Source organism: Corynebacterium halotolerans, from assembly GCF_050107895.1.
GTDB lineage: Bacteria > Actinomycetota > Actinomycetes > Mycobacteriales > Mycobacteriaceae > Corynebacterium > Corynebacterium halotolerans_B.
In genome coordinates this window covers 23,324-45,625 of the sequence record NZ_JBNILW010000003.1, presented here as the reverse complement: position 1 = coordinate 45,625, position 22,302 = coordinate 23,324, and the positions used below count along the sequence as shown (strand labels likewise).

Here is a 22,302-nt window from a genome sequence, read left to right as displayed (position 1 = left end):
GGGACACATGGGATTCACACGAGCCGAACTGGACAGCTTCCGCGACCGCACCGTACCGGATCTGTTGCCGGACCCGCTGCGGCTGTTGCTGGTCGGCATCAACCCCGGGCTGATCAGCGCCGCCACCGGGGTGCACTTCGCCCGGCGGGGCAACCGCTTCTACCCGGCGCTGCACCTGGCGGGAATCACCGAGACCGTCATCGACGCCGGCGACGGCATGAGCGCGGCCGACCGCGCCCAGCTGACCGACAAGGGGGTCGGGATCAGCAACCTGTGCCCGCGGGCGACGGCCCGCGCGGATGAACTGGACGACGCTGAGCTGCGCGCCGGGGTCGCACATCTGACGGAGATCGTCACCGAGCGTGCCCCGGAGGTGGTGGCGATTCTGGGGATCACCGCCTTCCGCACCGCCTTTTCCCGGCCGAAGGCGACGCTGGGGTGGCAGGACTCGCCCTGGGAGGGCACGGCGTTGTACGTCGCGCCGAATCCCAGCGGGTTGAACGCGCACGCGCAGGTGCCCGACCACGCGGCCGCCTACGCGGAAATCGCCCGCGCCGCCGGGGTGATCTGAACTAGGCTCGGAGGGGAAAGGAGCAGGACATGGATTTCACCGCACCACATATCGGCGATGGCATCGAAGAAGCGATGGCCCGGCACCCGAGGACCCGGTTCCTGCCCGCGGACCAGGCACCGTATGCCGCGGAGAACCGCGCTCTCCCCATCGGTTACGGCCAGACCAACTCCCAGCCCAGCACGGTGGCGGACATGCTCCGGCTCCTGGACCTGGCGCCCGGGCAGCGGGTGCTGGACGTCGGCTCCGGATCGGGGTGGACCAGCGCCATCCTGGGCGAGCTGGTGGGGGAGTCCGGCCAGGTGCTGGGCGTGGAGCTGGTCCCGGAGCTGGTGGCCGCCGCCCGCGAGGCGTTGGGGGACGCCCAACCCTGGGTCAGCATCACGCAGGCCACCCCGGGCACGCTCGGACTGCCGGACCAGGCCCCCTTCGACCGCATCCTGGTTTCCGCAGCGGCGGATGAACTACCTACCGCGCTGGTGGAGCAGCTGGCCGGGGACGGCGTGATGGTCATTCCCGTGGACCGGCAGTTGCTGCGGGTCACCCGGGATGGGACCACCGGACACGGCGGGTACGTCTTCGTCCCGCTGATCACCTCCTGACGCGGATCGCTCACGGCACGCGGTGGGTCCACTCCTCGGTGCCGAATTTGGTGTCCACCAGTTCCCGGGCCTGGGCCAGATCCGCGTCACTGAGCTCAACCGTGGCTGCGCCATAGCGGTCGCGGAAGGTCTCCAGCAGGGTGTCGATGATCTCCGCCCGCGTCGCACCGGTCTGGCTGCGGAGCGGGTCCACGCGCTTCTTCGCGCTGCGGATGCCCTTGTCCGCGATCTTGACCCGACCGATGCGCAGCACCTGCGTCATCATCTCCGCATCAATGTCATAGGACATGGTCACGTGGTGCAGCACCGCGCGACCCCGGCGTTTCTGGGCGGCCCCGCCGATCTTGCCGCCGTCCGAGGTGATGTCGTTGATCGGCACGTACCAGGCGTTCACGCCGTGCTTCTTCAGCGCGGCCAGTACCCAACGGTCCAGGTAGGCGTAGGACTGCTCATAGGTCAGCCCCGCGACCAGGGACTCCGGGGCGTACAGCGAGTAGGTGATGCAGTTGCCGCCCTCCATGAACATCGCGCCGCCACCGGAGACCCGGCGCACCACCGTCACGTCGTGCTCCTCGACGCCTGCCGGTTCCAGCTCATTGTCGTAGGACTGGTAGGAGCCGATCACTGCGGCGCGGTCCTCCCACTCCCAGATCCGCATGGTCGGCCCGCGCTGCCCGTCGGCCACCTGCCGCAGCAGGAGGTCATCGAGCGCCACGTTGACGGGCGTGGGCAGGACCGGGGAGTGGATGACCTCCCAGTCCAGGTCGCTGAAGTCCGTCGCCCCGGTGATCGCCCGTCGGGCAACTGTCGCGATGTCCGCGGTGGTGAAACCGTGCAGCGCGAGCCTTTCGCCGAAGGGACGCAACGCGGCGTCGATACGCGTCTGCAGTGCCGCCGCGTCCTCGCTCGTCGACGCCCCCTCCAGCGCCGCGGCGATCTCGAAGAACGCCTCGTCCGGCTCCAGGAAGAAATCGCCCGAGATCTTCGCGGCGGTGATCTCGCCGGCGTCGGTGGTGATGTCCGCGACGACGAGTTTGCCGCCGGGAACCTTCAGTTCGAAGTGGTGCTGCTGGCTCATGGCACCGAGGTTACCCGCGGAACATCCGGCGGCGGCCGGGCGTTGCATGGGGCATGAGCGACAAAGGCACCGAACCGGACTTCACCCAGCTGACCTTCTTGACCACCACGGAGGCCGAGGTCTGCGGACCGGCGGGCTGTGACACGTCCGATCCTTCCGGGGAGTGACCTGCCCGGTGCCCGGAAGTGGCGCCCTGTAGTCTAAAAGACCATGAGCTCTGCCCTGAACGCGCCTCCGGTACCCTCCCCCGCGCTACCGCGCCCGGCCAGCGACGATGAGGGTCGGCGCCAGTGACCCACGAGTTTCTCATCGCGTTCGGACTGACGGTGCTGGCCGGCCTGGCCACCGGCATCGGCGGTCTGATCGCGGTGATCAAGAAGAACCCCGGTGACCGCTTCATGGCCAGCTCACTGGGTTTTTCCGCGGGAGTGATGCTGTACGTCTCCCTGGTGGAGATCCTGCCGGAGGGGATCACGCATCTTTCGGACAGCTATGGCGAGCGGGGCGGCAACTGGTGGGGGCTCGCCGGTTTCTTCGGCGGTATCGCCCTGATCGCGGTCATCGACCGCCTCGTGCCCACCGCGATCAACCCGCACGAATCCATGAGCGGGGACACCCCGGAGCTGCAGGCCCGGCGCATGAAGATGATGAAGATGGGTACGCTGACCGCTCTGGCCATCGGCATCCACAACTTCCCGGAGGGCTTCGCCACCTTCATCTCGGCGCTGGATGATCCGGTGCTGGCCCTGCCGATCGTGGTGGCCATCGCCGTGCACAACATCCCGGAGGGCATCGCCGTCGGCGTGCCGATGCGCGAGGCGACCGGCTCCCGCTGGAAGGGGTTCGGCTGGTCCACCCTCTCGGGTCTGGCGGAACCCGCCGGCGCGCTGATCGGTTATCTGCTGCTGCTGCCGTTCCTCGGGCCCACCGCGATGGGGTTCGCCTTCGCCGCCGTCGCCGGCATCATGGTGTTCATCTCCATGGATGAGCTCCTGCCCACCGCGGTGGCCACCGGCCGTCACCACCACGCCATCTATGGCCTGATCGCCGGGATGGGGGTGATGGCGGTCAGCCTGGTGCTGTTCCTCTAGTGCGGCCGGTGGTTCCTGAGCCGGCCGATCAGCGCCACGATGCCGACGACCACGGTGCCCCACAGGAAGCCGAAGACCAGGGAGCAGAAGGTGCCGGCGATCCAGCCCAGCGCGCCCCCGCCGACGGCCGTCTCCGCACCGTGGGCGATCTGGAGGGGCCAGGGAAGGCCGAACTCGTCCAGCCCCACGACGATGATGTGGCCGCCGACCCAGAGCATGGCGAAGGTGCCGATGACGGTGATCGCGGTCAGGATCTTCGGCATGGCCTTGACCAGTCCGCGGCCGAAGGTCCCGGCGCCGCCGTCCGGGTTGCGCTCGGCCAGCTTCAGCCCCGCGTCATCCATCTTCACCAGGATCGCCACGGCCCCGTACACCAGGGCCGTGACGCCGAGAGCCACCAGGATCAGCACCAGGGCCCGCATCCACAACGGCTGCTCCGCCACCTCATTGAGGGAGATGACCATGATCTCCGCGCTCAGGATCAGGTCCGTGGTGATCGCCCCCTTGACCACCTTGTCCTCTGCGGCCGGGCCGACGTCGGTGGCCGGGGTCTCCTGCTCCGCGTGCCCGAGCAGCTTGTGCCAGATCTTCTCCGCACCCTCGAAGGCGAGGTAGGTGCCGCCGACCATCAGGATCGGCGTCAGAGCCCAGGGGGCGAGCCAGCTCAGCAGCAGGGCGATCGGCAGGATGATCACCAGTTTGTTGAACAGCGAGCCCTTGGTGATCCGCCAGATCATCGGCAGTTCCCGCGCCGGGGTGGCCCCGGCCACGTATTTCGGGGTGACCGCGGCATCATCAATGACCACGCCGGCGGCCTTGACGCTGGTGCGTCCGGCCGCCGTCGCCACGTCGTCGACGGTGGCGGCGGACATCCGGGCGATGGCCGCGACATCATCCAGCAGGGCGGCAAGTCCACCGGCCATGACGGGTTCCTCTCTCGCGCGGGTAGGGCCTTTCAGTGTACCGAGGGCACGACCGCTGCGCAGCAGGGAAGCAGGACCTGGTGGTGTACACCGTCTGAACTTCCGGGTAATTTAGGATGCATGACGATCTCCTCCACCGCCCGTGTCGCCACTGATCGCCCGGCCCGCTACGGCAAGCAGCTGGCATCGCACTTCTCGAAGAAGCTGGCGACGGAATGGGACGCCGCGGAGGGGCGCGGCCACCTGACCTTCACCGGGGATCTGCCCGGAGAGGTCGGGATGATCGCCGGAGACAAGGTTCTCCTGCTCCACCTGGAGACCGCCCCCGAGCACCTCGCGGACCTGGAGGCGGTCGTGGGCCGGCACCTGGTCCGCTTCGGTGCCCGGGACGAGCTCTCGGTGACGTGGCGCCGGGAGGGCGGCGAAGACGGCGTCGTGGTTACCACGGCGGACCTGGAGGACTAGCCTGGAACGCTCAGAAAATACCTAGGTATTGTGTTATATCTGCAGGTCAGTGGCAGTGTCCCTGGCCGGAACCTGAACCGGCGGTCACATTTGGGTGACAGCTGCGCAGTGGGGCGAATTCAGCTGCGGAGGTACCTAGGGTGGGGCATGTGACGGGGTATCCGGCACATGACAATGACACCCACACGGCAGTGAGGATCACACCATGACCACCGCACGCGACATCATGACCCCCGGCGCCGAGTGCGTCGGCGAGAACGAGACCCTGGAGGTGGCCGCCCGCAAGATGCGCGACGAGAACGTCGGCGCCCTGCCCGTCTGCGGGACGGACAACCGGTTGAAGGGCATGGTCACCGATCGGGATATCGCCGTCAAATGCCTGGCGGAAGGCCAGGACCCGAAGACCATGACGGCCGGCGAACTGGCCGCGGGCAAGCCCGCCACCATCGGCGCCGATGATCCCGTCGAGGAGGCCCTGCGGACGATGAAGGAACATCAGGTCCGTCGCCTGCCCGTCATCGACGGCCACGACCTGGTGGGCATGCTGGCACAGGCCGACATCGCCCGCTCCATGCCGGACAAGAGCATCGGCGATCTTCTGGAATTCATCTCTGAGTAGGAGGCGACATGACTGAGGCAGAGACCACCACAGACCACGACACCATCCGCCGGTGGGCCAGCGAGCGGGACGGCGTGCCGGCCACCGTGGCGGGGACCGGTGACCCCGGCATCCTCCGCTTCGATTTCCCCGGCGGCGCCGGGGAGGACGAGCTGACCCACATCGAGTGGGATGAGTGGTTCGAGAAATTCGACCGGGAGAATCTGGCGCTGCTGTACCAGGACGAGAAGGCCAGCGGGGAACCGAGCACCTTCTTCAAACTCGTCAAGCGCTGAGCCGACAGGCCCCGACCACCCGGTCGGGGCCTCAGCTCCGCTGGGCCTCGATCTCCGCGTAGCGCTCCAGCAGCTCCAGACCGTGGCGTCCGGCCTCGCCCTCGGCGCGCAGTCCCTCCCGCATGCCGGCGAGCATCTGTTCGCCGTGCGGGAAGGGCGGCAGCAGCGGCACGTCCGGATCGGCGCGCACATCCACCACCACCGGCCGCTCGACACTGAACGCCTCATCCAGCACCCGGTCCAGTGCCGTGTCATCCTGCAGGACCATCCCGTGCAGGCCCAGCTGGCCGGCGTAGGCGGCGAAATCGAAACCCGGGACGGTCTGCGAGGCGTCGAAGCGGGGTTCGGACTCCGATTCGCGCTGCTCCCAGCTGACCTCCGCCAGGTCCCGGTTATTCAGGACGACCAGGATCAGGCGGGGGTTCTCCCAGGTCCGCCAGCGTGCGGCGACGGTGATGAGCTCATTGATCCCCAGCATCTCCATGGCCCCGTCACCGACCAGCGCCACCACCGGACGTTCCGGTGCGACCTCCTTCGCCGCGACCGCATAGGGCACGCCACAGCCCATCGACGCGAGCGTGGACGAGAGGTGGGCGGGCACGCCCGCCGGCAGGGTCAACTGCCGCACATAGTGGTAGACGCTGCTGCCCACGTCGACGGCGAGCTGGGCGTTCCCCGGGATCCGCTCGGAGAGCCCGCGTACCACCAGCTCCGGATTCAGCGGCTTCGCCGGCACCGCGGCGCGCAACCGGGCGATCTCCCTGCCCCGCTGCACGGCCTGCTCCACCTCGGAGCGCCAGGGCCCCGCCCCGCGTTCGGGCAGCCGCTCCAACAGGGCACGGATGCTGGGCCCGGCGTGACCGACCAGGCCGACCTCGATGGGGTAGCGGTTGCCGATCATCGCGGGATCCAGATCGATCTGAACTGCCCGGGCCTGCCCCGGCGCGGGGTAGAACTCGGTCCACGGGTCATTCGATCCGACGATCAGCAGGGTGTCGCACTCCTGGAGCACCTGGGCGGAGGCCGGGGTACCCAGGTGCCCCATGGTGCCGGCGGCCAGGGGATGGGTCTCGTCGACATAGGGTTTGCCCAGGAGACTGGTGGTGATCCCCGCGCCGAGGCGCTCGGCCAGTTCCGCCACCTCGTCCTGCGCCTGCCGGATCCCCTGGCCGACGAGAAGGGCGATCTTTTCGCCCTGGGCCAGCACCTGGACCGCCCGGTCGAGGTCCTCGCTCCGCGGGGTCACGGTGCCGGAGGTCCAGCGCGGGGCGGTGACCACCTCGCCGTGGCTCTGCCCGAGATCAGGTGCCTCGGCCTGCTGCACATCGTGCGGCAGGATGATCACGGCCGGCTTGCGGGTGGACAGGGCCGAGCGGAAGGCCCGGTCGAGCACCATCGGCAACTGCTCGGGGGCGACCACCGATTGGACGAAGGGGGAGGAGACGTCGGCGAAGAGGTTCTGCAGATCGATTTCCTGCTGGTATCCGGAGCCGAGTACCGAGCGGTGCTGCTGGGCCACCAGCGCCACCACCGGGGCGCTGTCCAGCTTGGCGTCGTAGAGCCCGTTGAGCAGATGCACCGCGCCCGGCCCCTGCGTCGAGGTGACCACCCCGACCCCGTGGCCGTACTTGGCCTCTCCCACGGCCATGAACGCCGCGCCCTCCTCGTGGCGGGCGGCGATGAACTCCGGCCCCTCGGCAGCGCGGCGGAAGGCACCGAGCAGGGGATTGTTGCCGTCGCCGGCGTAGCCGTAGACCCGGTCCACCTCCCAGGCCCGCAATCGGTCGATGATCAGGTCAGCTGTGGTTCTGGTGGACATGACAGATCCTTCCGGGTCAGTCCAGCGGGGAGCCCGCGGTGACGTCTTCGATGGCGTGGGGATCGAGCACGACCTTGATGCAGCCGTCCTCCTTCTTCTGGAACTTCTCGTAGGCGGCCGGGGCATCGGTGAGCGGCACCCGGTGGGTGACCAGGTCGTCCACGCCGAGTGGATCGGCCGGATCCTCCACCAGCGGCAGCAGGTCGTCGATCCACTTCTTCACGTTGCACTGGCCCATGCGCAGCTGGATCTGCTTGTCGAAGAGCGTGAGCATCGGCATGGGGCTGGCCTGCCCGCCGTAGACACCGGACAGGGAGACCGTGCCGCCGCGGCGCACCAGGTCGATGGCGGAGTGCACGGCCGCCAGCCGGTCCAGGCCGCCGTGCTCCATCATCTTCCGACCGACTGCGTCCGGCAGCATGCCGACGGCCTGGTGGGCAAGCTTGCCCACCGGGGAACCGTGGGCCTCCATGCCGACGGCGTCGACCACACCGTCGGGACCGCGGCCGTCGGTGGCGTCCCGGATGGCGTCATTGGTGTCCTCGCCGAAGTCGAAGACCTCGACGCCGTGCCGGGCGGCCATTGCGCGACGCTCCGGCACCGGATCAATGCCGAACACGCGGGCGCCCAGGTGACGGCCGATGCGGGCGGCCATCTGCCCGATGGGGCCGAGGCCGTAGACCGCCAGGGTGTCGCCCTCGCCGACGTCGGCGTACTTCACAGCCTGCCAGGCGGTGGGCAGGACGTCGCTGAGGAAGAGGTAGCGGTGGTCCGGCAGTTCCTCGCCGACCTTGATGGGACCGAAATCGGCGTGCGGGACGCGCAGGTACTGGGCCTGCGCGCCGGGGACGGAACCGTAGAGTCGGGAGTAGCCGAACAGCCTGGCCCCGGAGCCGTACTCGGTGACCTGGGTGGTCTCGCACTGCGAGTACAGGCCGCGGCGGCACATCCAGCAGGTTCCGCACGCGATGGTGAAGGGGATGACCACGCGGTCGCCCTCCTTGAGATGGGTGGCGGAGCCGGCCTCGACGACTCGTCCCATCGGTTCATGGCCGATGATGTCGCCCGCGTCCATGAAGGGGCCGAGCACCTCGTAGAGGTGGAGGTCCGAGCCGCAGATGGCGGTGGAGGTCACCTCGATGACCGCGTCCGTGGCGGCCTTGAGCCCCGGATCCGGGACGGTTTCCACGCTTACTTGTCGTTTTCCTTGCCAGGTCAGTGCTTTCATGTCTCCTCCTTGGAAAGGTTGGCTCAGTCGGATGAGCAGGTTTTCACCATTGTGGTGTGCAGCAGCTCCAGGGCGCGCTCCTCGGTCTGGGCGAGGATGTCCTCCGGTTCGCCGGGGAAGTGGTGCAGTTCGGTGTGGATCGTCCCGCGGACCAGAACCGCGATCCAGGTGGTGCCGGGCGGGTTTCCCTCCTGGCTGCCCGGACCTCCGGCCCCGGAGACGGCGACGGTGGCGTCGGCGGTCATCAGGTCCGCCAGGCCGGTGGCCATGGCGCTCACGGCGGCCTCGGTGATGACCGGGGTGCCCTCAGGCACCCCGAGCACCTCGTACTTGATGCGGGTCTCATAGCAGACCACACCGCCAGCGAACCATTCTGAGGAACCCGGGGCGGCGCTGAGGCGGCTGTTGATTTTTCCGCCGGTCAGGGACTCCGCGACGGCTACCGTGAAGTCATGCTGGGTGGCCAGTTCGGAGATCTGGGCGGCGGTGTCGGCGGGGGACATGGTGGGTCAGTAGTTCTGGGGAGCGTCGCTGGCGGGGAAGGATTCGTCCTCCCATTCCTCCACCAGTTCCTCCTCGGTCTCCGGTCCCTCGGGGTCCGGGTTCTCGGCTTCGGTCTGTTTCTTCGGGTCAGTCATGTTCTCTTCCTTGTTTCTCGGGAGGTCTAGTCTTCGTAGGTTTCGCGGGTCTCCCGCAGTGCGCGGGAGCGGGCGTAGGCGTGGACTTCATCCAGGGCGGCCAGCTGGTCGGCGACCTTGTCCCGCAGCTCCGTGAAGGGCGCGGGGTCCAGGTTCATCTCCTCCGCGTGTTCCAGCAGGGTCTGCCAGCCGCCCTTCTTCCCGATCACCGCGCTGCGCATCAATTCGGTCTCCAGCAGCATCGTCATCGGCGAGCGGCTCACGGCCCGGCCGTTGCCCTTGAGTCGGCCCACCTTCTCCGCGACATCGGCCATCGCCTGCCGGTAGGGCATCTGCTTGAGCCCCAGCTGGTGGATGAGCTTTTCCAGGAACTCCCGCTCCGTGCGGATCTCCACCGCCAGGGCGGAGAGCTTCGCGAACATGGGGGTGTCCACGTAGTCCTGCGCCATCCGGTTCATCCGGTCCGCCCCGGCGGTGGCCCCGGTCAGGTGATCGGAGAGGTAGAGCTGGAGCAGGTCGCGGGACATCTCCGCCGGGACCTGACCGGACGGGGCCTCCGGATCCCGGTCGCGGGGCCGCAGCGGCAGGGACGAGGTGCCCTCGCCGCTGCGCAGGGCGTCGAGCAGCTCGCGCAGGGCATCGGCCGCGCTGTGCTCGGGCCGCCACCCCAGTTCGGTCCGCGCCCGGGAGTTGTCCATCATGGGCACCTGCATCGCCATGTCGATCCACCCGGCGTCGGCGGCCACGGTGCCGGCCTTGTGGGCGGCGGCCACCGCCGCCCGCACCACCGCGGGCGGGAGCTCCACGTACCGGCCGTGGTCGACGATGTCGGCCAGGTCCTGCGGGTGGAGAATGTCATCGGCGCAGACGTTGAACGCCCCCGGGATCTTCTTGACCACGGCCAGGGCATAGGCCCGGCCGAGATCATCGGCGTGCACGGCCTGGGCGGCGACGCCCTTGGGCAGGGGCAGCATCGGCGGGGTCATCTTGAGCGCCTGATCGGGGACGGCTCCGCCGATGAAGTAGCGCTGGATCTCGGCGGCGGCCGCCGCCTGGAAGGTCAGGCCCGGCCGCAGCCGGGTGACCGCGACGTCGGGGTGGGCGGCGGTGAAGGTGTCCAGGACCCGTTCCTGATCCGCCTTGTCGGCGCTGTAGTGGGAGGACTCGATGCCCATGGCGGGCCAGCTCTCATCGCGCAGCGGCAGGGTCTCCCCGGTCTCGCGGGCCGGGTCGGGGGAGTAGGCGCCGACGGAGCTGGCGACCACCAGGTGCGGTACCCCGGCCGCGGCCACCGCCTCGGTGACCCGCCGGGTGCCTTCGACGTTGACGCGGTGGAGGAGCTCGCGGCGATCGTTGGGCTGGATCAGCCAGGCCAGGTGGATCACCGCGTCGGCGCCCTGGAAGATGCCGGTCAGCTCCGGGATGACGTCCTCGGCGGCACTGGCGGCGGCGATGTCCACCGTCTCCCACCGGCAGTCGGCGTAGGGCGCGGATTCAGTGTCGGGCAGTCGCCGGGCGATACCGGTGATCTGCGTGACTTCGGGGGTGGAGTGCAGTGCCTTGAGCACTGCGGTGCCGTGGTTGCCTGTGGCACCGATGACTACGACTCGCATGATGTTCTCCTAAAACGTCGTCAGTTGTCGGGATGTGGGTGGTGCGGTCGAGTACGGCCCAGCTTACGGATCATGGCTGTGCCAGGAGTAGCTCCGTGGCTTCCGTGGAACGGTCGGTGACGGTGGTCGGCGCCTCGAGGTGGACCGCCCCGCTCGGCAGGACGGCCGCCCCGCCGTGCCGGGCGAGTACCTGCCACTGCGCCAGCACGTCCTCGCCGGCGTGGTTCGCGGGCAGTTGCGACCAGAATTCGAAACCGCCGGACTCGAGCAGGCACGCCCGGTCGAAGAGCACACACCCGCCGACCCAGGCGATCTTGTACACCAGGAAGCCACTGGGGCCGAACTCCTGCCGGGCGGCGAGATGACAGAGGTTGGCGGCGTTGTGGAGCCGCCAGCGCTCGTGGGCGGGCCCGGAGTCCGGAATGGGTTCCGGCGCTACCCGGCCCTCCCACGGCTCGAAGGTCTCCCACTCGGCGGGGCGCTCATCCGCCAGATAGGACAGGCCCTGCACGGCGGAACCGATGAAGCCCCCGCCGTGCCGGTGCAGGGCCGAGCTCATCCGGGTGATGGTGCCCGGTTCCAACCAGACGTCGCTGTCGAGGAAGAGCACCAGCCGTGCCCCGCTCAGTTCCAGCAGGCGGTGCCGCTGCTGGGCCAGCCCCCGACGGGGCAGGTTGCGTTCGCAGCGCACCGTCCGGCCCTGGGCGCGCAGCACCCGGATCATGGCGGCCGCCGCAGACTGCTCCCACACCGCGGTGTCCGACTGGTCGGAGAGGATGACATCGAAGTCCACCTCGGTCTGGGCGGCCAGGCCCGACAGGGTCAGCGCGAGTTCCGCGGGGCGCTCGAAGCAGGGGATGAGCACCTCCAGCGGCGCCGGTCCCTCGCGGGGCGTGGGGGGTAGTCCCCACCGTGAGCTGTCACGTACGGGCATGTTCCTCTCCCTTCGGTTGGGTCTGCCGCATCCGCTCCACCAGGGCGCTGGTGGAGTGGTCGGAGACGTAGTCCATGATCCGGACCTCACCGCCGTAGGCCCGGACGACGGCGGTTTCCGCGAGCATCTCCGGGGTATAGTCCCCGCCCTTGACATAGATGTCGGGCTGCAGCTTCTCGATCAGCGGAATGGGGGTGTCGGTGGAAAACGCCGTCACGTAGTCCACCGAGTTCAGGGCGGCGAGCACTCCCGCGCGATCACTCAGGGGGTTGATGGGACGGCCCTCACCCTTGAGACGGCGCACCGAGTCATCGTCGTTGACGGCCACCACCAGGACGTCGCCGAGCTGCGCGGCCTTGGTGAGATAGGAGATGTGCCCGCGGTGCAGCACGTCAAAGCAGCCGTTGGACAGGATCACCCGGTGCCCGGCCGCCCGGTGCGCGGCGACCTTGTCCAGTAGCTCGTCGGTGGCGGTGAGGGCGTCGGCGAAATCATTGAGGTGGAGCATGAGGTCTCTGGTGGAGCACAGGGAGGTGCCCAGCCGGTGCACCACGACGTCCGCGGCCGCCTGGGCCAGGTCAAGGGCGACGTAGTTTGGCAGTCCGTTGGCCCGCGCGAGGGTCAGCGCAGCGACGAAGGTGTCACCGGCCCCGGAGGCCTGCTTCTCGGCGGCCGGGTTGGCCCAGGTGCGGTGGACCAGCCCGGCACGGTTGAGCAGGACGGTGCCGTCGCGGTCGAAGGTGACCACCACCTGAGCCGCCCCGGTCTCCTCCAGCAGCCGGGTGGCGTGTTCGGTCACCCGCTCGATCCGGCCTGGCCCCGTACCCAGGGAGGTACCGAGGACGGCCTCGGCTTCCCCGTGGTTCGGGGTGATCAGGTCCGGGTGGGCCGCGGCCCAGTGCCGCGGGTCGTGGGCGTCCACGACGGTCAGGGGACGGTCCGCCATCACTCCCAGCTGCTGTGGGAGGTCGCAGTGGTGGACGGGGCCGGTGTAGTCGCAGATGACCAGGGCGTCGGAATCCCAGGCGGCGGTCAGGGCGTGTTCGCTGAGCTCCGCCAGCAGCTCGGCGGGGTAGTCGCCGGGGGTTTCGTCGAGGCGGAAGAGCACCTGATCCTCGACCACCACCCGGGACTTAGTGGTGGTGGCCACCGCCGGATCGAGCAGCAGGTGGGTGGTGTCCACCCCGGCGCTGTCCAGGAGCTGCTGCAGCCGGTGGCCGGCGGCGTCGTCCCCGGCCACACCAACCAGGCGCACCCGCGCGCCGAGCGCAGCGAGGTTCATGGCGGTGTTCGCGGCCCCGCCGGGGGCGAAGTTCTCGTGGCTGCGGTCCACCACCGGGGCCGGCGCCTCCCGGGCCAGGCGGTGGCTCGTGCCGTAGACCCAGGTGTCCAGGATGACGTCCCCGATCACGGTGACGGTCCGGGCGGCACTGGCCAGTTTGAGGGGGAGATCAGTAGCTAGGGTCATTGTTCCGCTCCTCCGGGAAATTCCAGGTGGACCACCGAGGTGGTGGTCATCTCGTCGAGCAGTTCAGGGCCGTAGCCGAACCCGTCGCCGGAATCGCGGTGCGGCTGGGCGGCCCCACCGGGGGCGCCCCCGAACACGTTGTTGACCTTCACGGTGCCCACCTGCAGGGTGTTCACGGCCTGCAGGGCCCGGTCCAGGCGCCGGGTCAGCACCGTGGCGGCGAGTCCGTAACGGTCGTCGTCGGCCAGGTGCAGGCCCTGATCGAAGGAGTCGATGACCTGGACCGGTGCGACGGGGCCGAAGGTCTCCTCCCGCATCACCGTCATGGTGGGGTGGCAGTCGGTGAGCACCGTGGCCGGGTAGTGCGCGCCGGGGCCCTCGGGGATCTCTCCGCCGGTCAGCAGCCGCGCGCCGTCGCTCACGGCGTCACTGACCTGGACGTGGACCTGGTCGCGGTGGGCCTCGTCCACCACCGGCTGGGTGGTTCCCCACCGGCGGGCCTCGGCGACGAGGCGGTCGAGGAACTGCTCCGCGATGGCGCGGTGGACGAAGACCCGTTCCACGGAGGTGCAGATCTGGCCGGCGTTGACGAAGCAGCCCGTGGCCGCCTGCTGCGCCGCCCAGGCCGGGTCGACGGTGTCGTCGATCAGCAGGGCGTCGTTGCCGCCGTTCTCCCGGATGACGTGTGCCCCGGTGGCGGTGGCGGCCGCCGCGATGGCGGTGCCGGTGGCGGTCGATCCCACGTGGGCGAAGACGTCGATGCGGTCATCGGCGGTCAGCAGCTGTCCGACGTCGCCGGCGCCGGTGAGGGTGAGCAGCACGTCGGCCGGCAGGGCGCTGCTCAGCACCTCGCCGAGCCGGACGCCGAGGTGCGGGTTGCGCTCACTGGGCTTGTGGATCACGGTGTTGCCGGTGACCAGCGCCGCGCCGATCAGCCCCATCGCCACCGCCACCGGATCGTTCCACGGGGTCAGCGCCGCGACGACCCCGCGGGGCCGGGTCACCGTGTAGTCGGCGGCGAGGCCGTCACCGCGCAGACTGTGGCCACGGTGCAGCGGCCCCAGTTCGGCGTACTGGCGCAGCGTGCCCACCCCGGCGTCGATGCCACCCCGGCAGTCCGCCAGCAGTTTGCCGGTCTCGCGCTGGTTGAGCTCGGCGAGTTCTCCGGCTGCGGCCGCGAGAGCGTCGGCCATCGCGTGCAGGTACTTACCGCGCTGTTCCGCGGGAGTGGCCGCCCACGTGGGTTGGGCGGCGCGGGCGGCGGCGACGGTCCGGGCCACCTCTTCCCGGTCGGCGCCGGCGAGTTCGCCCACGGGCGCGCCGGTGGTGGGATCAACTACGCTGAGACGGGTTGTTGCCTGGTCGACTGCGGTCATGGTGGTCCTCTCTAAGAGTCTAAGAAGGTGGAAGTTTCGTGACAGATGGTGGAACGTTCGTCGGCGAGCAGGGGGAGAAGTTCGCCGGGGTGGAGCGCATCGCGGTGCTGCGTGGCGGGGGACTGGGAGACGTGATGTTCGCGATGCCCGCGATCACCGCACTGGCCGCCGCCTACCCGGAGGCCTCGATCACCCTGTTGAGCACCCCGGCCGCCGTGGCCCTGCTGCGGGACCGTCCCGGTCCGGTGACTGAGGTGGTGGAGCTGCCGAATGCGGAGGGCGTGCGCCCCGGCCCGGAGGATCCGGAGCAGACCGCGGAATTCCTGGCGCGGATGCGGCAGCGCCGTTTCGATCTCGCCGTGCAGGTGCACGGGGGTGGCCGCTACTCGAACCCCTTCCTGCTGGAGCTCGGCGCCCGCCACACGGTGGGCACCCGGACCCCGGACGCGGTGGCTCTGGAGCGCAACCTGCCGTACGTCTACTACCAGCAGGAGATGCTGCGCGCCCTGGAGGTCGTTGGGCTGGCCGGCGCCGAGGTCCGCGACCTGGAACCCTGGCTCACCGTCACCGACGCCGAGCGGGCCGCCGCCCGGGAACACCGCACCGGTCAGCCCCTGCTGACCATCCACCCGGGGGCCACTGATCCGCGCCGTCGCTGGCCGGCGGAACGGTTCGCCGAGGTGGCGCGCCGGGCTGCGGCGGCGGGCTGGCAGGTGCTCGTGGTCGGCGATGCCGGGGACGTGGGGGCGGCCGAGCAGATCGCCGCCGGCGGCGGGGTCTCCCTGGCGGGCCAGCTCTCGCTGTCTGAACTGCTGGGGGTGCTCGCCGAATCCGACGTGATGCTGGGCAATGACAGCGGCCCGCGTCATCTCGCGCTGGCCGTGGGGGCCCGCACGGTGGGCCTGTACTGGCTGGGCAACCTCATCAACGCCGGCCCCATGGGACGGGGCCGCCACCGCGTGCAGCTGTCCTGGGTCACCTGCTGTCCGGTGTGCGGGGCGGATGTCACCCAGGTCGGGTGGACCGCTGAACGTTGTGAGCATGATCCCTCCTTCCTGACTGGGATCGGCGTGGACGAGGTCTGGGCGGACGTGCGGGCGCTGGGCGCCTGATCAGGGCCAGGAATCCTCCAGCTCATTGGCGATCAGCATCTCGCGGATCTCCACGTTCTCCGGCTGCGTCAGGGCGTAGAGCACGGCCTCGGCCACCCGGGCCGGTTCATTGAGCCGGGAATCGTCCTGGGGCATGTACTGCTCGGTGCGGCCGTCGAAGAACTTCGTCTTCATTCCGCCGGGGATCAGGCAGGTCACGCCGACCTCCCCCTTGGTCTCCGCGGCCAGGGCCTGGCTGAAGCCGCGCACCGCGAACTTCGAGGCGCTGTAGGCGGTGGCGCCGCCGGCCCCCTTCAGCGCCAGGGTGGAGGCCACCGTGACCACCCGCCCGTGGGAGCGCTTGAGGTGGGGCAGGGCCGCCCGCGTGGCGGAGACCGTGCCCAGCAGGTTGACGCCGAGCACCTGCTCCCACTGTTCCGCGCTGACCTCATCCAGTTCACCCGGGATGTCCATGCCCGCGGCGGCGATCAGGGCGTCGATCCCGCCCAGCTCCTCGGCCACCTGGCTGATTGTGTTCTCCACCGCGGCGCGGTCGGTCACGTCCACCTCGTGGGCGCGGTAGTCGCCGGCGTCGGAGATGTCCCGGTCGAGCACCACCGCGGTGCCGCCCGCCTCGGTGATGGCCAGGGCACAGGCCAGGCCGAGGCCGGAGCCGCCGCCGGTGATCAGGATCTTCGCGTTCTCAAGCTGCATGTGTGTTCGGTTCCTTTCGAAAGATGTCGGTTCTGTCAGTTCACGGTGTTCAGCGCCTGCGCCAGGCGCGTGGTGGAGCGGGCCGGGTGATAGGGCACGGTCACCGCCTCCCCGCCCCAGCTGCGGACCAGCCGGGCCTCCGGGAGGGAGTCCATGTCATAGTCACCGCCCTTGACCCACAGATCGGGGCGCAGCTGCTGCAGCACCGCCTCCGGGGTGTCCTCGTCGAAGACGACGACGGCGTCGACGCACTCCAGCGACTCCAGCAGCTCCACCCGGTCCGCCTGTGAGACGATCGGCCGTTCCGGCCCCTTGAGCCGGCGCACCGATTCATCGGAGTTCAGGCAGACGATCAGCATGTCGCCCAGCCGCCGGGCAGCCTGCAGGGTGCGGGCGTGACCGGCGTGCAGCAGGTCGAAGCAGCCGCCGGTGGCCACGATGGTCCCCTCCCGGGTGCGGACCTCCGCGATGCGGGTGTCCAGGTCATCCGTCGGCGACTCGCCGCGGATCTCCTCGTCCAGGGTGGCGACGCCGCCGCCGGCCAGGAAGGACCCGGCCTCCTGCACCGCGGTGGCCACGGCGTCGGCCAGCGGGGCACCCGTGGCCAGCTGGGCCGTCAGTGAGCCGGCGAAGCGGTCGCCCGCCCCGCACGCGTCGGCGCTGGTGCTGGCGATGGCCGGCACGAACTGGGGCAGGGTGCCCCGGCCGAACACGGCCGCGCCCTTCTCCCCGAGCGTGACGACGGCCGAGCGGGCCGGCCACTGTTCGAGCAGTGCGGCCGCCGCCTGGGACATGCCCCGGGTGTCCTCGGCGCCGTGGTCCGCCACCGCCCGCAGTTCCGCCAGGTTGGGAGTGACGGCCGTGACCCCCTCGACCGGGTCCGCACCGTTGGGGTGCGGATCCCAGACCACGGGGATCTTCGCCGCCACCTCGCGGAGGGCCTCACGGAGGTCCGGATCCGCGGTCAGGCCGCGGCCGTAGTCGGAGACCAGGACGGCGCTGGCGGACCGGACGGCGGCGAGCATCTCCTCGGTGACCGGGGCGGTGGCGGTGGGCGCGCAGTGGTGGTCCGTGCGGGCCACCACCTGCCCCTCCGCCAGCAGGCGCTTCTTCACGGGGGTGGGGTGCCCGGAGTCTCCGGCCACCAGATTGACCCCGTCAAGGGTCCCCGCCAACAGGATGGAGGACTCGTCCTCGCCCATCAGGGTGACCAGCGTGGTGGTGACCCCCGACTCCTTGAGCAAGCGGGCCGCCAGACCCGCCCCACCCGGTCGCGGGGTCTCCGCCACCACGTCGACGACGGGCACGGGGCCGTCCGGGGAGAGCCGCCGGGCGGTACCGACGGTGTCGATGTCGAGCAGGACGTCCCCGACAACCACTACCTCTACTGTGGTGTCCATTTCTAAACCTCCTGGAAGCTGGCGTGGGAAACATGGGCTACTTCGGCGTCGAAGGCGCGGCAGATGCCGTGGACGGCCATCAGGTGCGCCTCCTGCACATTGGGGGAGTCGGCGTCGACCGTGATGACCTCGTCGCAGAGCGCGGCCAGCGGGTTCGGACCGGGCCCGGTCAGCGCCCAGACCCGCAGGCCCTTCTTCCGGGCGGTCTCCGCCGCCCGCAGCAGATTGGGGCTGGTGCCGCTCGTGCTCAGCAACAGCAGGACGTCACCTGCCCGGGCATGCCCCTCGAGCTGCCGGGCGAAGACGTGTTCATAGCCGTAGTCATTGCTGATCGCGGTGACCGCCGAGGAATCGGTGTGCAGCGCCATCGCGGAGTAGGCCGGGCGTTCGCCCTGGAACCGGCCGACCAGCTCGGCGCTCAGGTGCTGGGCCTCGGCGGCGGAACCGCCGTTGCCGGCGGTGAACAACCGACCGCCGGCACCGAGCGTGGCAGCCAGTTCCCGGCCCCAGAGGGCCAGCAGCCCTGACTGGCTGCGGAGCGAATCAACCGCGGTGGCCACGCCGTCCAGGTGGGTGGCGATGCCGTCGTCGCCCATGCTGCGGGAGCCGGTCGGCGGGGTGCCGTTGAGCAGCTGCTGGTAGGCCGCCTCGGTGGCCTTGGCGACCACGGGCCAGGCGTAGTGCCGGCGGGCACGCCGCACCCCGTGGGCCCCCATCTCCGCGATGCGGGCCGGATCCCGCAGCACCGTGGCGGCGGCCGCGGCGATGGCGGCCGGGTCCTGCGGCGGGACGTGCATTCCCGTGGCGTTGTCCACCACGGTGTCCGCCAGCCCCCCGACTTTCGCGGCCAGGACCGGCACACCGCAGGCCATGGCCTCCAACGGAACGATGCCGAAGGGTTCGTACCAGGGGGTGCAGGCCACGAGATCGGCGCTGCGCAGGATGGAGGGCACCTCCTCCCGCGGGACCTGGCCGCGGAAGATGACCCGCTCGCTGACCCCCAGGTCGGTGGCGATCTGCCGCAGCCGGGCCGCCTCCGGGTCATGCTCGAGGCTGCCCTGTTCACCACCGCCGATGATGTGCAGATCCACATCGTCGAAGCCGTGCTGGGCCAGCAGCGGCAGGGCGCGGATCACCAGGTCCATACCCTTGCGCGGGACCAGACGGCCGACGCAGACGATCCGGCGTCGGCCACCCGTGGGTTCCATCAGCTTGTCCGGGGTGAACATCTCCAGGTCCACGCCGCAGGGGATCACCGAGGTCTTGGTGGGGGAGATGCCCATCGCCTTCAGCTCCCGCACCTCATCGTGGCAGGTGGCGATGACGTGCGTGGCCAACTGGCCGATCTGGGGTTCGATCCAGGCTCGCTCGACCGGACTCGTGTCGGCCGCGCCCTGGTAACGGCGCTTGACCGTGCCCAGCGCGTGGAAGGTGTGCACCAGCGGGGTCCCGGTCAGCTCCGCGGTGTCCAGGGCGGTGCGGGCGGCCAGACCGGACATCCAGAAGTGGGAGTGCACCACATCCGGCACCGCTTCCGGGTGCTCGCACCAGTAGCGGGCCACCTCCCGACCGAATCCCGGCATGAACGGCAGGAACTCGTCCTTGGGCAGGGACCCGACCGGGCCGGCGGTGACGTGGACGACGGTGACGCCGGGCTCGGCGACCACGGTTTCGGAAAGGTCCGGGCTGTCCCGCCGGGTGAACACCGTGATCTGGTGTCCCCGCGCAGCCAGTGCCCGCGACAGGGAAGCCACGTGGACGTTCTGCCCACCCGCGTCAACGCCGCCCAGGGCGGCCAGCGGGCTGGCGTGTTCGGAGATCATCGAGATTTTCATTGTCAGTCCTCGTATTCATCGTTGGGTGGCGGAAAGGGGAACTAAACGACGTCGGCCAATAATTCGTCCCAGTCCCGGAGGAACCTCTGGAGGCCGTACCGCTCGAGGGCGAAGGACCTGGCGGTGGTGCCCATCGCCTGGGCCCGCCAGGGGTCATTGAGCAGGCGCAGGGCGGCGTGGTGGAGGTCATCCATCCGCGTGGACAGGAACCCGGCCTCCGCGGGGACGGCGCGGATGGCCTCGGTGGTGCCCAGGGCGAGCACCGGCATGCCCAGGTGCATGGCCTCCAGCAGGGAGAGCCCCAGGGAGGTCCACCGCACCGTGTGGAGGTAGATGCGCCGCTGCGCCATCTCGCGGTGCAGCTGCCCCCGCTTGAGGTCACCGTGGACCCGCAGCTTCTTCGGCGAGATGCCGGTGGCCTCATGGACCCCGTCGGTGCCCATGCCGAAAAGATCCACCGGTGCGATGCCGGCGAAACCGGGCAGCAGGTCCGTGCCGGTGACCCGCCAGCGGCGGACCGGTTCATTGCTGACCACCGCGAAGTGGGGCTGTTCCCCGGTGTAGAGGTGGCCGGGATCCCGGATCCCGTGCTCGATGACGGTGGTCGGGGCGGAGCCGTTGTCCCAGAGCAGCTCATTGAAGTAGGTGACGTGCGCGATCGGGATGTCGGTCTGGTCGGCCAGCGGGTGCACGGTGTCTGGCACATCCCCGCGGGGGGTGTTGTGCTCGACGTAGACCGCCGGCACATCCACCCCGGGCTTCCGGCCCAGCAGCTGCTCGGCAGCCGCGAGGTCCTCGGGGCGCTGGAGGATGACGACGTCGACGTCCTCCAGTTCCATGCGGTCCGGCGACACGTCGCGCACGTTGTCCGGCCAGTCCCGGTCGGCCCGTCCCAGGCCCCAGGGACCGCCTTCGGGCAGGGCCGGCAGCAGATAGTCGTGGCGGCCGTGGACGAAGGCGTCCGTCCAGGAACCGTGCACGTGCCAGAGTAGAATCTTCATCGCTGTACCTCGTTTTCTCGCAGAGTCGGGCTGGTGGTCCGCAGACGCTCGACGGCGTCGGCGACCTCGGCCGGAGTGACCGAAGCCAGGCAGGGGTGACCCGGTACCGGGCAGTCCCGGGCGCGGGTGTTCCTGCAGGCGGCGTCCTGGTCGCCGAGCAGCTCCACGGGCACGCCGTAGGGGGCCCAGCGGATCGCCGGCACCACCGGGGAGAAGAGACTGACCACGGGCGTGCCGACGGCCGCGGCCAGGTGCGCGGGCCCGGTGTTTCCGGACACCACCACCGTGGCGCCCGCCAGCACCCCGGCGGTCTGCCGGAGATCGGTTCTTCCCCCCAGGTCGATGCCGTGGTCACCGGCGACCTGTGCGGTCAGTTCCATCTCGCCCGGCCCCCCGGTGACCACCACCCGGTGGCCGCGCCGGGCCAGCAGCTCGACGGCAGCGGTGCTGTGTTCGGGCGGCCACATCCGCGCGGGCACCGCGGCGCCCGGGTGGACGACCACATAGTCCTCGGGGAGCTCATCATCCAGTGGCCCGGCCGGATCGCTGATCCGCAGGCGGCCGTCATCATCCGGCGGGAGGTGGTAGCCCGCGGCGGCGGCGATGCCCAGGGCGCGTTCCGCCTCGGGCTGGTCCTCGGGGAAATCCTCCCCGGGACGCAGCCGGACGTCGAGCAGGGAACCGGCGAAATCGACGGATGCGCCGGTGATCCGTTCGACCCCGGACATACGCAGCACCAGGGCCAGTGGCAGGGGGGACTGGTGGAATGAGGTGAAGATGACGGCTTCGTCGAAGCCTTCCTCCATCACGAACTGCCGGAGGGTCTCGATGTGGAGCACGTCCGCGGGCGGAGCGGGGACGACGGTCCAGGGGCTGGCCCAGGTGAACAGGTCAGTCGGGCCCGGCAGCAGTTCCGCCGCGGCACGACCCTGCGGGCCACACAGGAGAGTGAGCCGGGAGACCTCCGGGTCGGCGGCAATCGCGCGGATGGCGGGCCCGGTGACCAGCACATCGCCGACGCTGTCTAGTCGGGCGACGAGTACCTTGCGCATCAGTGCCCTCCCAACGCGAGTTGCACGGCGGCCGTGAGATCAGGGGCGACCGCCGGGGCGTCATCGATCTCCGGTCGCAGGGTGACGTCGGTGGGCACCAGGATGCTGCGGCAGCCCGCGGCCCGGGCGGCGCCGACGTCGGCCCCGATGTCGCCGATGAAGACCATTTCCGCGGGCTCGACCCCCAGTTGCCCGGCGGCGGCGAGCAGCATCCCGGGCGCCGGTTTGCGGCACCCACAGCCGTCCGTGGCGAGGTGGGGGCAGAACTGCCAGACGTCGAAGGGGCCGAGCAGCCCAGTGACGCGCTGGTTCACGGCCCGCACCTGCGCGGTGGTGATCAGTCCGCGGCCGACGCCGGACTGATTGCTGATCACGCCGACCGGGATGCCGTGCGCCCGGATCAGGTCCAATGCCCGGCGGGCACCCGGCATGGGGCGCACGAGCGCCGGGTCGCCGTTGTAGGGCACATCGACCACGAGGGTATTGTCGCGGTCGAATAACACGGCGGA

At 70.0% G+C, this 22,302-nt stretch carries 24 protein-coding genes and 1 pseudogene; 7 read left to right on the top strand and 18 right to left on the bottom strand.

Going from position 1 to position 22,302, the window contains the following annotated elements; translation table 11 throughout:
* Positions 1 to 7 precede the first annotated feature (7 nt).
* Together ACQCVD_RS04115 and ACQCVD_RS04110 are read left to right on the top strand one after the other, a co-directional pair.
* Positions 8 to 571 (top strand): mismatch-specific DNA-glycosylase, encoded by a 564-nt coding sequence (locus ACQCVD_RS04115; protein ID WP_426822444.1) that lies wholly within the window; start codon positions 8 to 10, stop codon positions 569 to 571.
* A 29-nt stretch (positions 572 to 600) separates the two neighbouring features.
* The gene (locus ACQCVD_RS04110) at positions 601 to 1,173 is read left to right on the top strand and encodes a protein-L-isoaspartate O-methyltransferase family protein (protein ID WP_426822443.1); all 573 of its coding nucleotides are present in this window, start codon (positions 601 to 603) and stop codon (positions 1,171 to 1,173) included.
* Positions 1,174 to 1,183: 10 nt separating this feature from the next.
* Here the strand turns inward: ACQCVD_RS04110 and ACQCVD_RS04105 are convergent, their stop codons facing one another.
* Positions 1,184 to 2,251, bottom strand: a complete 1,068-nt coding sequence (locus ACQCVD_RS04105) for a lipoyl protein ligase domain-containing protein (RefSeq protein WP_426822442.1) — start codon at positions 2,249 to 2,251, stop codon at positions 1,184 to 1,186.
* A 10-nt stretch (positions 2,252 to 2,261) separates the two neighbouring features.
* Positions 2,262 to 2,396 carry a hypothetical protein gene (locus tag ACQCVD_RS04100; RefSeq protein ID WP_426822441.1) on the bottom strand — a complete coding sequence of 45 codons (135 nt, stop codon included), beginning with the start codon at positions 2,394 to 2,396 and terminating at the stop codon, positions 2,262 to 2,264.
* Positions 2,397 to 2,541: 145 nt separating this feature from the next.
* On the opposite strand from ACQCVD_RS04100, the gene zupT reads away from it, so the two are divergent.
* A complete protein-coding gene (gene zupT / locus ACQCVD_RS04095) occupies positions 2,542 to 3,342 on the top strand; it encodes a zinc transporter ZupT (RefSeq protein ID WP_426822440.1) in 801 nt (266 codons plus the stop codon).
* On the opposite strand, the gene ACQCVD_RS04090 is transcribed toward zupT, so the two are convergent.
* Complete coding sequence (locus ACQCVD_RS04090; protein ID WP_426822439.1) at positions 3,339 to 4,265, bottom strand: DUF808 domain-containing protein; 927 nt, start codon at positions 4,263 to 4,265, stop codon at positions 3,339 to 3,341. The genes zupT and ACQCVD_RS04090 overlap by 4 nt on opposite strands.
* Positions 4,266 to 4,385: 120 nt before the next feature.
* Between ACQCVD_RS04090 and ACQCVD_RS04085 the strand changes: the two genes are divergently transcribed.
* From ACQCVD_RS04085 to ACQCVD_RS04075, 3 genes are all read left to right on the top strand, one after another.
* On the top strand, positions 4,386 to 4,730 hold the full coding sequence (locus ACQCVD_RS04085) for a DUF2218 domain-containing protein (RefSeq protein WP_426822438.1): 345 nt from the start codon (positions 4,386 to 4,388) through the stop codon (positions 4,728 to 4,730).
* A 205-nt stretch (positions 4,731 to 4,935) separates the two neighbouring features.
* Positions 4,936 to 5,349: a CBS domain-containing protein gene (locus tag ACQCVD_RS04080; protein WP_426822437.1), complete on the top strand. Its 414-nt coding sequence runs from the start codon at positions 4,936 to 4,938 to the stop codon at positions 5,347 to 5,349.
* 8 nt (positions 5,350 to 5,357) lie between these two features.
* Positions 5,358 to 5,624 (top strand): hypothetical protein, encoded by a 267-nt coding sequence (locus ACQCVD_RS04075; RefSeq protein ID WP_426822436.1) that lies wholly within the window; start codon positions 5,358 to 5,360, stop codon positions 5,622 to 5,624.
* A gap of 31 nt (positions 5,625 to 5,655) precedes the next feature.
* Here ACQCVD_RS04075 and ACQCVD_RS04070 read toward each other — a convergent pair whose 3' ends face one another.
* The 8 genes from ACQCVD_RS04070 to ACQCVD_RS04035 all read right to left on the bottom strand — a co-directional run bounded on the left by ACQCVD_RS04070 (position 5,656) and on the right by ACQCVD_RS04035 (position 14,700).
* Positions 5,656 to 7,443, bottom strand: a complete 1,788-nt coding sequence (locus ACQCVD_RS04070; protein ID WP_426822435.1) for a thiamine pyrophosphate-requiring protein — start codon at positions 7,441 to 7,443, stop codon at positions 5,656 to 5,658.
* A 16-nt stretch (positions 7,444 to 7,459) separates the two neighbouring features.
* Entirely contained in the window at positions 7,460 to 8,671 is a 1,212-nt protein-coding gene (locus ACQCVD_RS04065; protein WP_426822434.1) for a zinc-dependent alcohol dehydrogenase, read from the bottom strand.
* A gap of 23 nt (positions 8,672 to 8,694) precedes the next feature.
* Complete coding sequence (locus ACQCVD_RS04060; protein WP_426822433.1) at positions 8,695 to 9,174, bottom strand: CinA family protein; 480 nt, start codon at positions 9,172 to 9,174, stop codon at positions 8,695 to 8,697.
* A gap of 6 nt (positions 9,175 to 9,180) precedes the next feature.
* On the bottom strand, positions 9,181 to 9,309 hold the full coding sequence (locus ACQCVD_RS04055) for a hypothetical protein (RefSeq protein WP_426822432.1): 129 nt from the start codon (positions 9,307 to 9,309) through the stop codon (positions 9,181 to 9,183).
* 26 nt (positions 9,310 to 9,335) lie between these two features.
* A complete protein-coding gene (locus tag ACQCVD_RS04050; RefSeq protein ID WP_426822431.1) occupies positions 9,336 to 10,922 on the bottom strand; it encodes an NAD-dependent epimerase/dehydratase family protein in 1,587 nt (528 codons plus the stop codon).
* 70 nt (positions 10,923 to 10,992) lie between these two features.
* The gene (locus ACQCVD_RS04045) at positions 10,993 to 11,856 is read right to left on the bottom strand and encodes a glycosyltransferase family A protein (RefSeq protein WP_426822430.1); all 864 of its coding nucleotides are present in this window, start codon (positions 11,854 to 11,856) and stop codon (positions 10,993 to 10,995) included.
* Positions 11,843 to 13,324 (bottom strand): D-glycero-beta-D-manno-heptose 1-phosphate adenylyltransferase, encoded by a 1,482-nt coding sequence (rfaE2, locus tag ACQCVD_RS04040; RefSeq protein WP_426822429.1) that lies wholly within the window; start codon positions 13,322 to 13,324, stop codon positions 11,843 to 11,845. Before rfaE2 (ACQCVD_RS04040) ends, ACQCVD_RS04045 begins: the two co-directional genes overlap by 14 nt.
* Complete coding sequence (locus ACQCVD_RS04035; protein WP_426822428.1) at positions 13,321 to 14,700, bottom strand: aldehyde dehydrogenase family protein; 1,380 nt, start codon at positions 14,698 to 14,700, stop codon at positions 13,321 to 13,323. The genes rfaE2 (ACQCVD_RS04040) and ACQCVD_RS04035 overlap by 4 nt, the downstream gene beginning before the upstream one ends.
* A gap of 38 nt (positions 14,701 to 14,738) precedes the next feature.
* Between ACQCVD_RS04035 and ACQCVD_RS04030 the strand changes: the two genes are divergently transcribed.
* Positions 14,739 to 15,812: a glycosyltransferase family 9 protein gene (locus ACQCVD_RS04030; protein WP_426822427.1), complete on the top strand. Its 1,074-nt coding sequence runs from the start codon at positions 14,739 to 14,741 to the stop codon at positions 15,810 to 15,812.
* Here the strand turns inward: ACQCVD_RS04030 and ACQCVD_RS04025 are convergent, their stop codons facing one another.
* From ACQCVD_RS04025 to ACQCVD_RS03995, 7 genes and pseudogenes are all read right to left on the bottom strand, one after another.
* The gene (locus ACQCVD_RS04025) at positions 15,813 to 16,505 is read right to left on the bottom strand and encodes an SDR family oxidoreductase (RefSeq protein WP_426822426.1); all 693 of its coding nucleotides are present in this window, start codon (positions 16,503 to 16,505) and stop codon (positions 15,813 to 15,815) included. It abuts the gene before it with no gap.
* A gap of 35 nt (positions 16,506 to 16,540) precedes the next feature.
* Positions 16,541 to 17,905 (bottom strand): D-glycero-beta-D-manno-heptose 1-phosphate adenylyltransferase, encoded by a 1,365-nt coding sequence (gene rfaE2, locus ACQCVD_RS04020; RefSeq protein WP_426822425.1) that lies wholly within the window; start codon positions 17,903 to 17,905, stop codon positions 16,541 to 16,543.
* A 2-nt stretch (positions 17,906 to 17,907) separates the two neighbouring features.
* On the bottom strand, positions 17,908 to 18,501 hold the full coding sequence (locus ACQCVD_RS04015; RefSeq protein ID WP_426822664.1) for a D-sedoheptulose-7-phosphate isomerase: 594 nt from the start codon (positions 18,499 to 18,501) through the stop codon (positions 17,908 to 17,910).
* A 72-nt stretch (positions 18,502 to 18,573) separates the two neighbouring features.
* Positions 18,574 to 19,728, bottom strand: a pseudogene (locus tag ACQCVD_RS04010) (glycosyltransferase); the annotation flags it as partial.
* A 53-nt stretch (positions 19,729 to 19,781) separates the two neighbouring features.
* Positions 19,782 to 20,741 (bottom strand): glycosyltransferase, encoded by a 960-nt coding sequence (locus ACQCVD_RS04005; protein WP_426822424.1) that lies wholly within the window; start codon positions 20,739 to 20,741, stop codon positions 19,782 to 19,784.
* Positions 20,738 to 21,793 (bottom strand): glycosyltransferase family 9 protein, encoded by a 1,056-nt coding sequence (locus ACQCVD_RS04000; RefSeq protein ID WP_426822423.1) that lies wholly within the window; start codon positions 21,791 to 21,793, stop codon positions 20,738 to 20,740. Before ACQCVD_RS04000 ends, ACQCVD_RS04005 begins: the two co-directional genes overlap by 4 nt.
* Positions 21,793 to 22,296: a D-glycero-alpha-D-manno-heptose-1,7-bisphosphate 7-phosphatase gene (locus ACQCVD_RS03995; protein ID WP_426822422.1), complete on the bottom strand. Its 504-nt coding sequence runs from the start codon at positions 22,294 to 22,296 to the stop codon at positions 21,793 to 21,795. Before ACQCVD_RS03995 ends, ACQCVD_RS04000 begins: the two co-directional genes overlap by 1 nt.
* Positions 22,297 to 22,302: the final 6 nt, after the last annotated feature.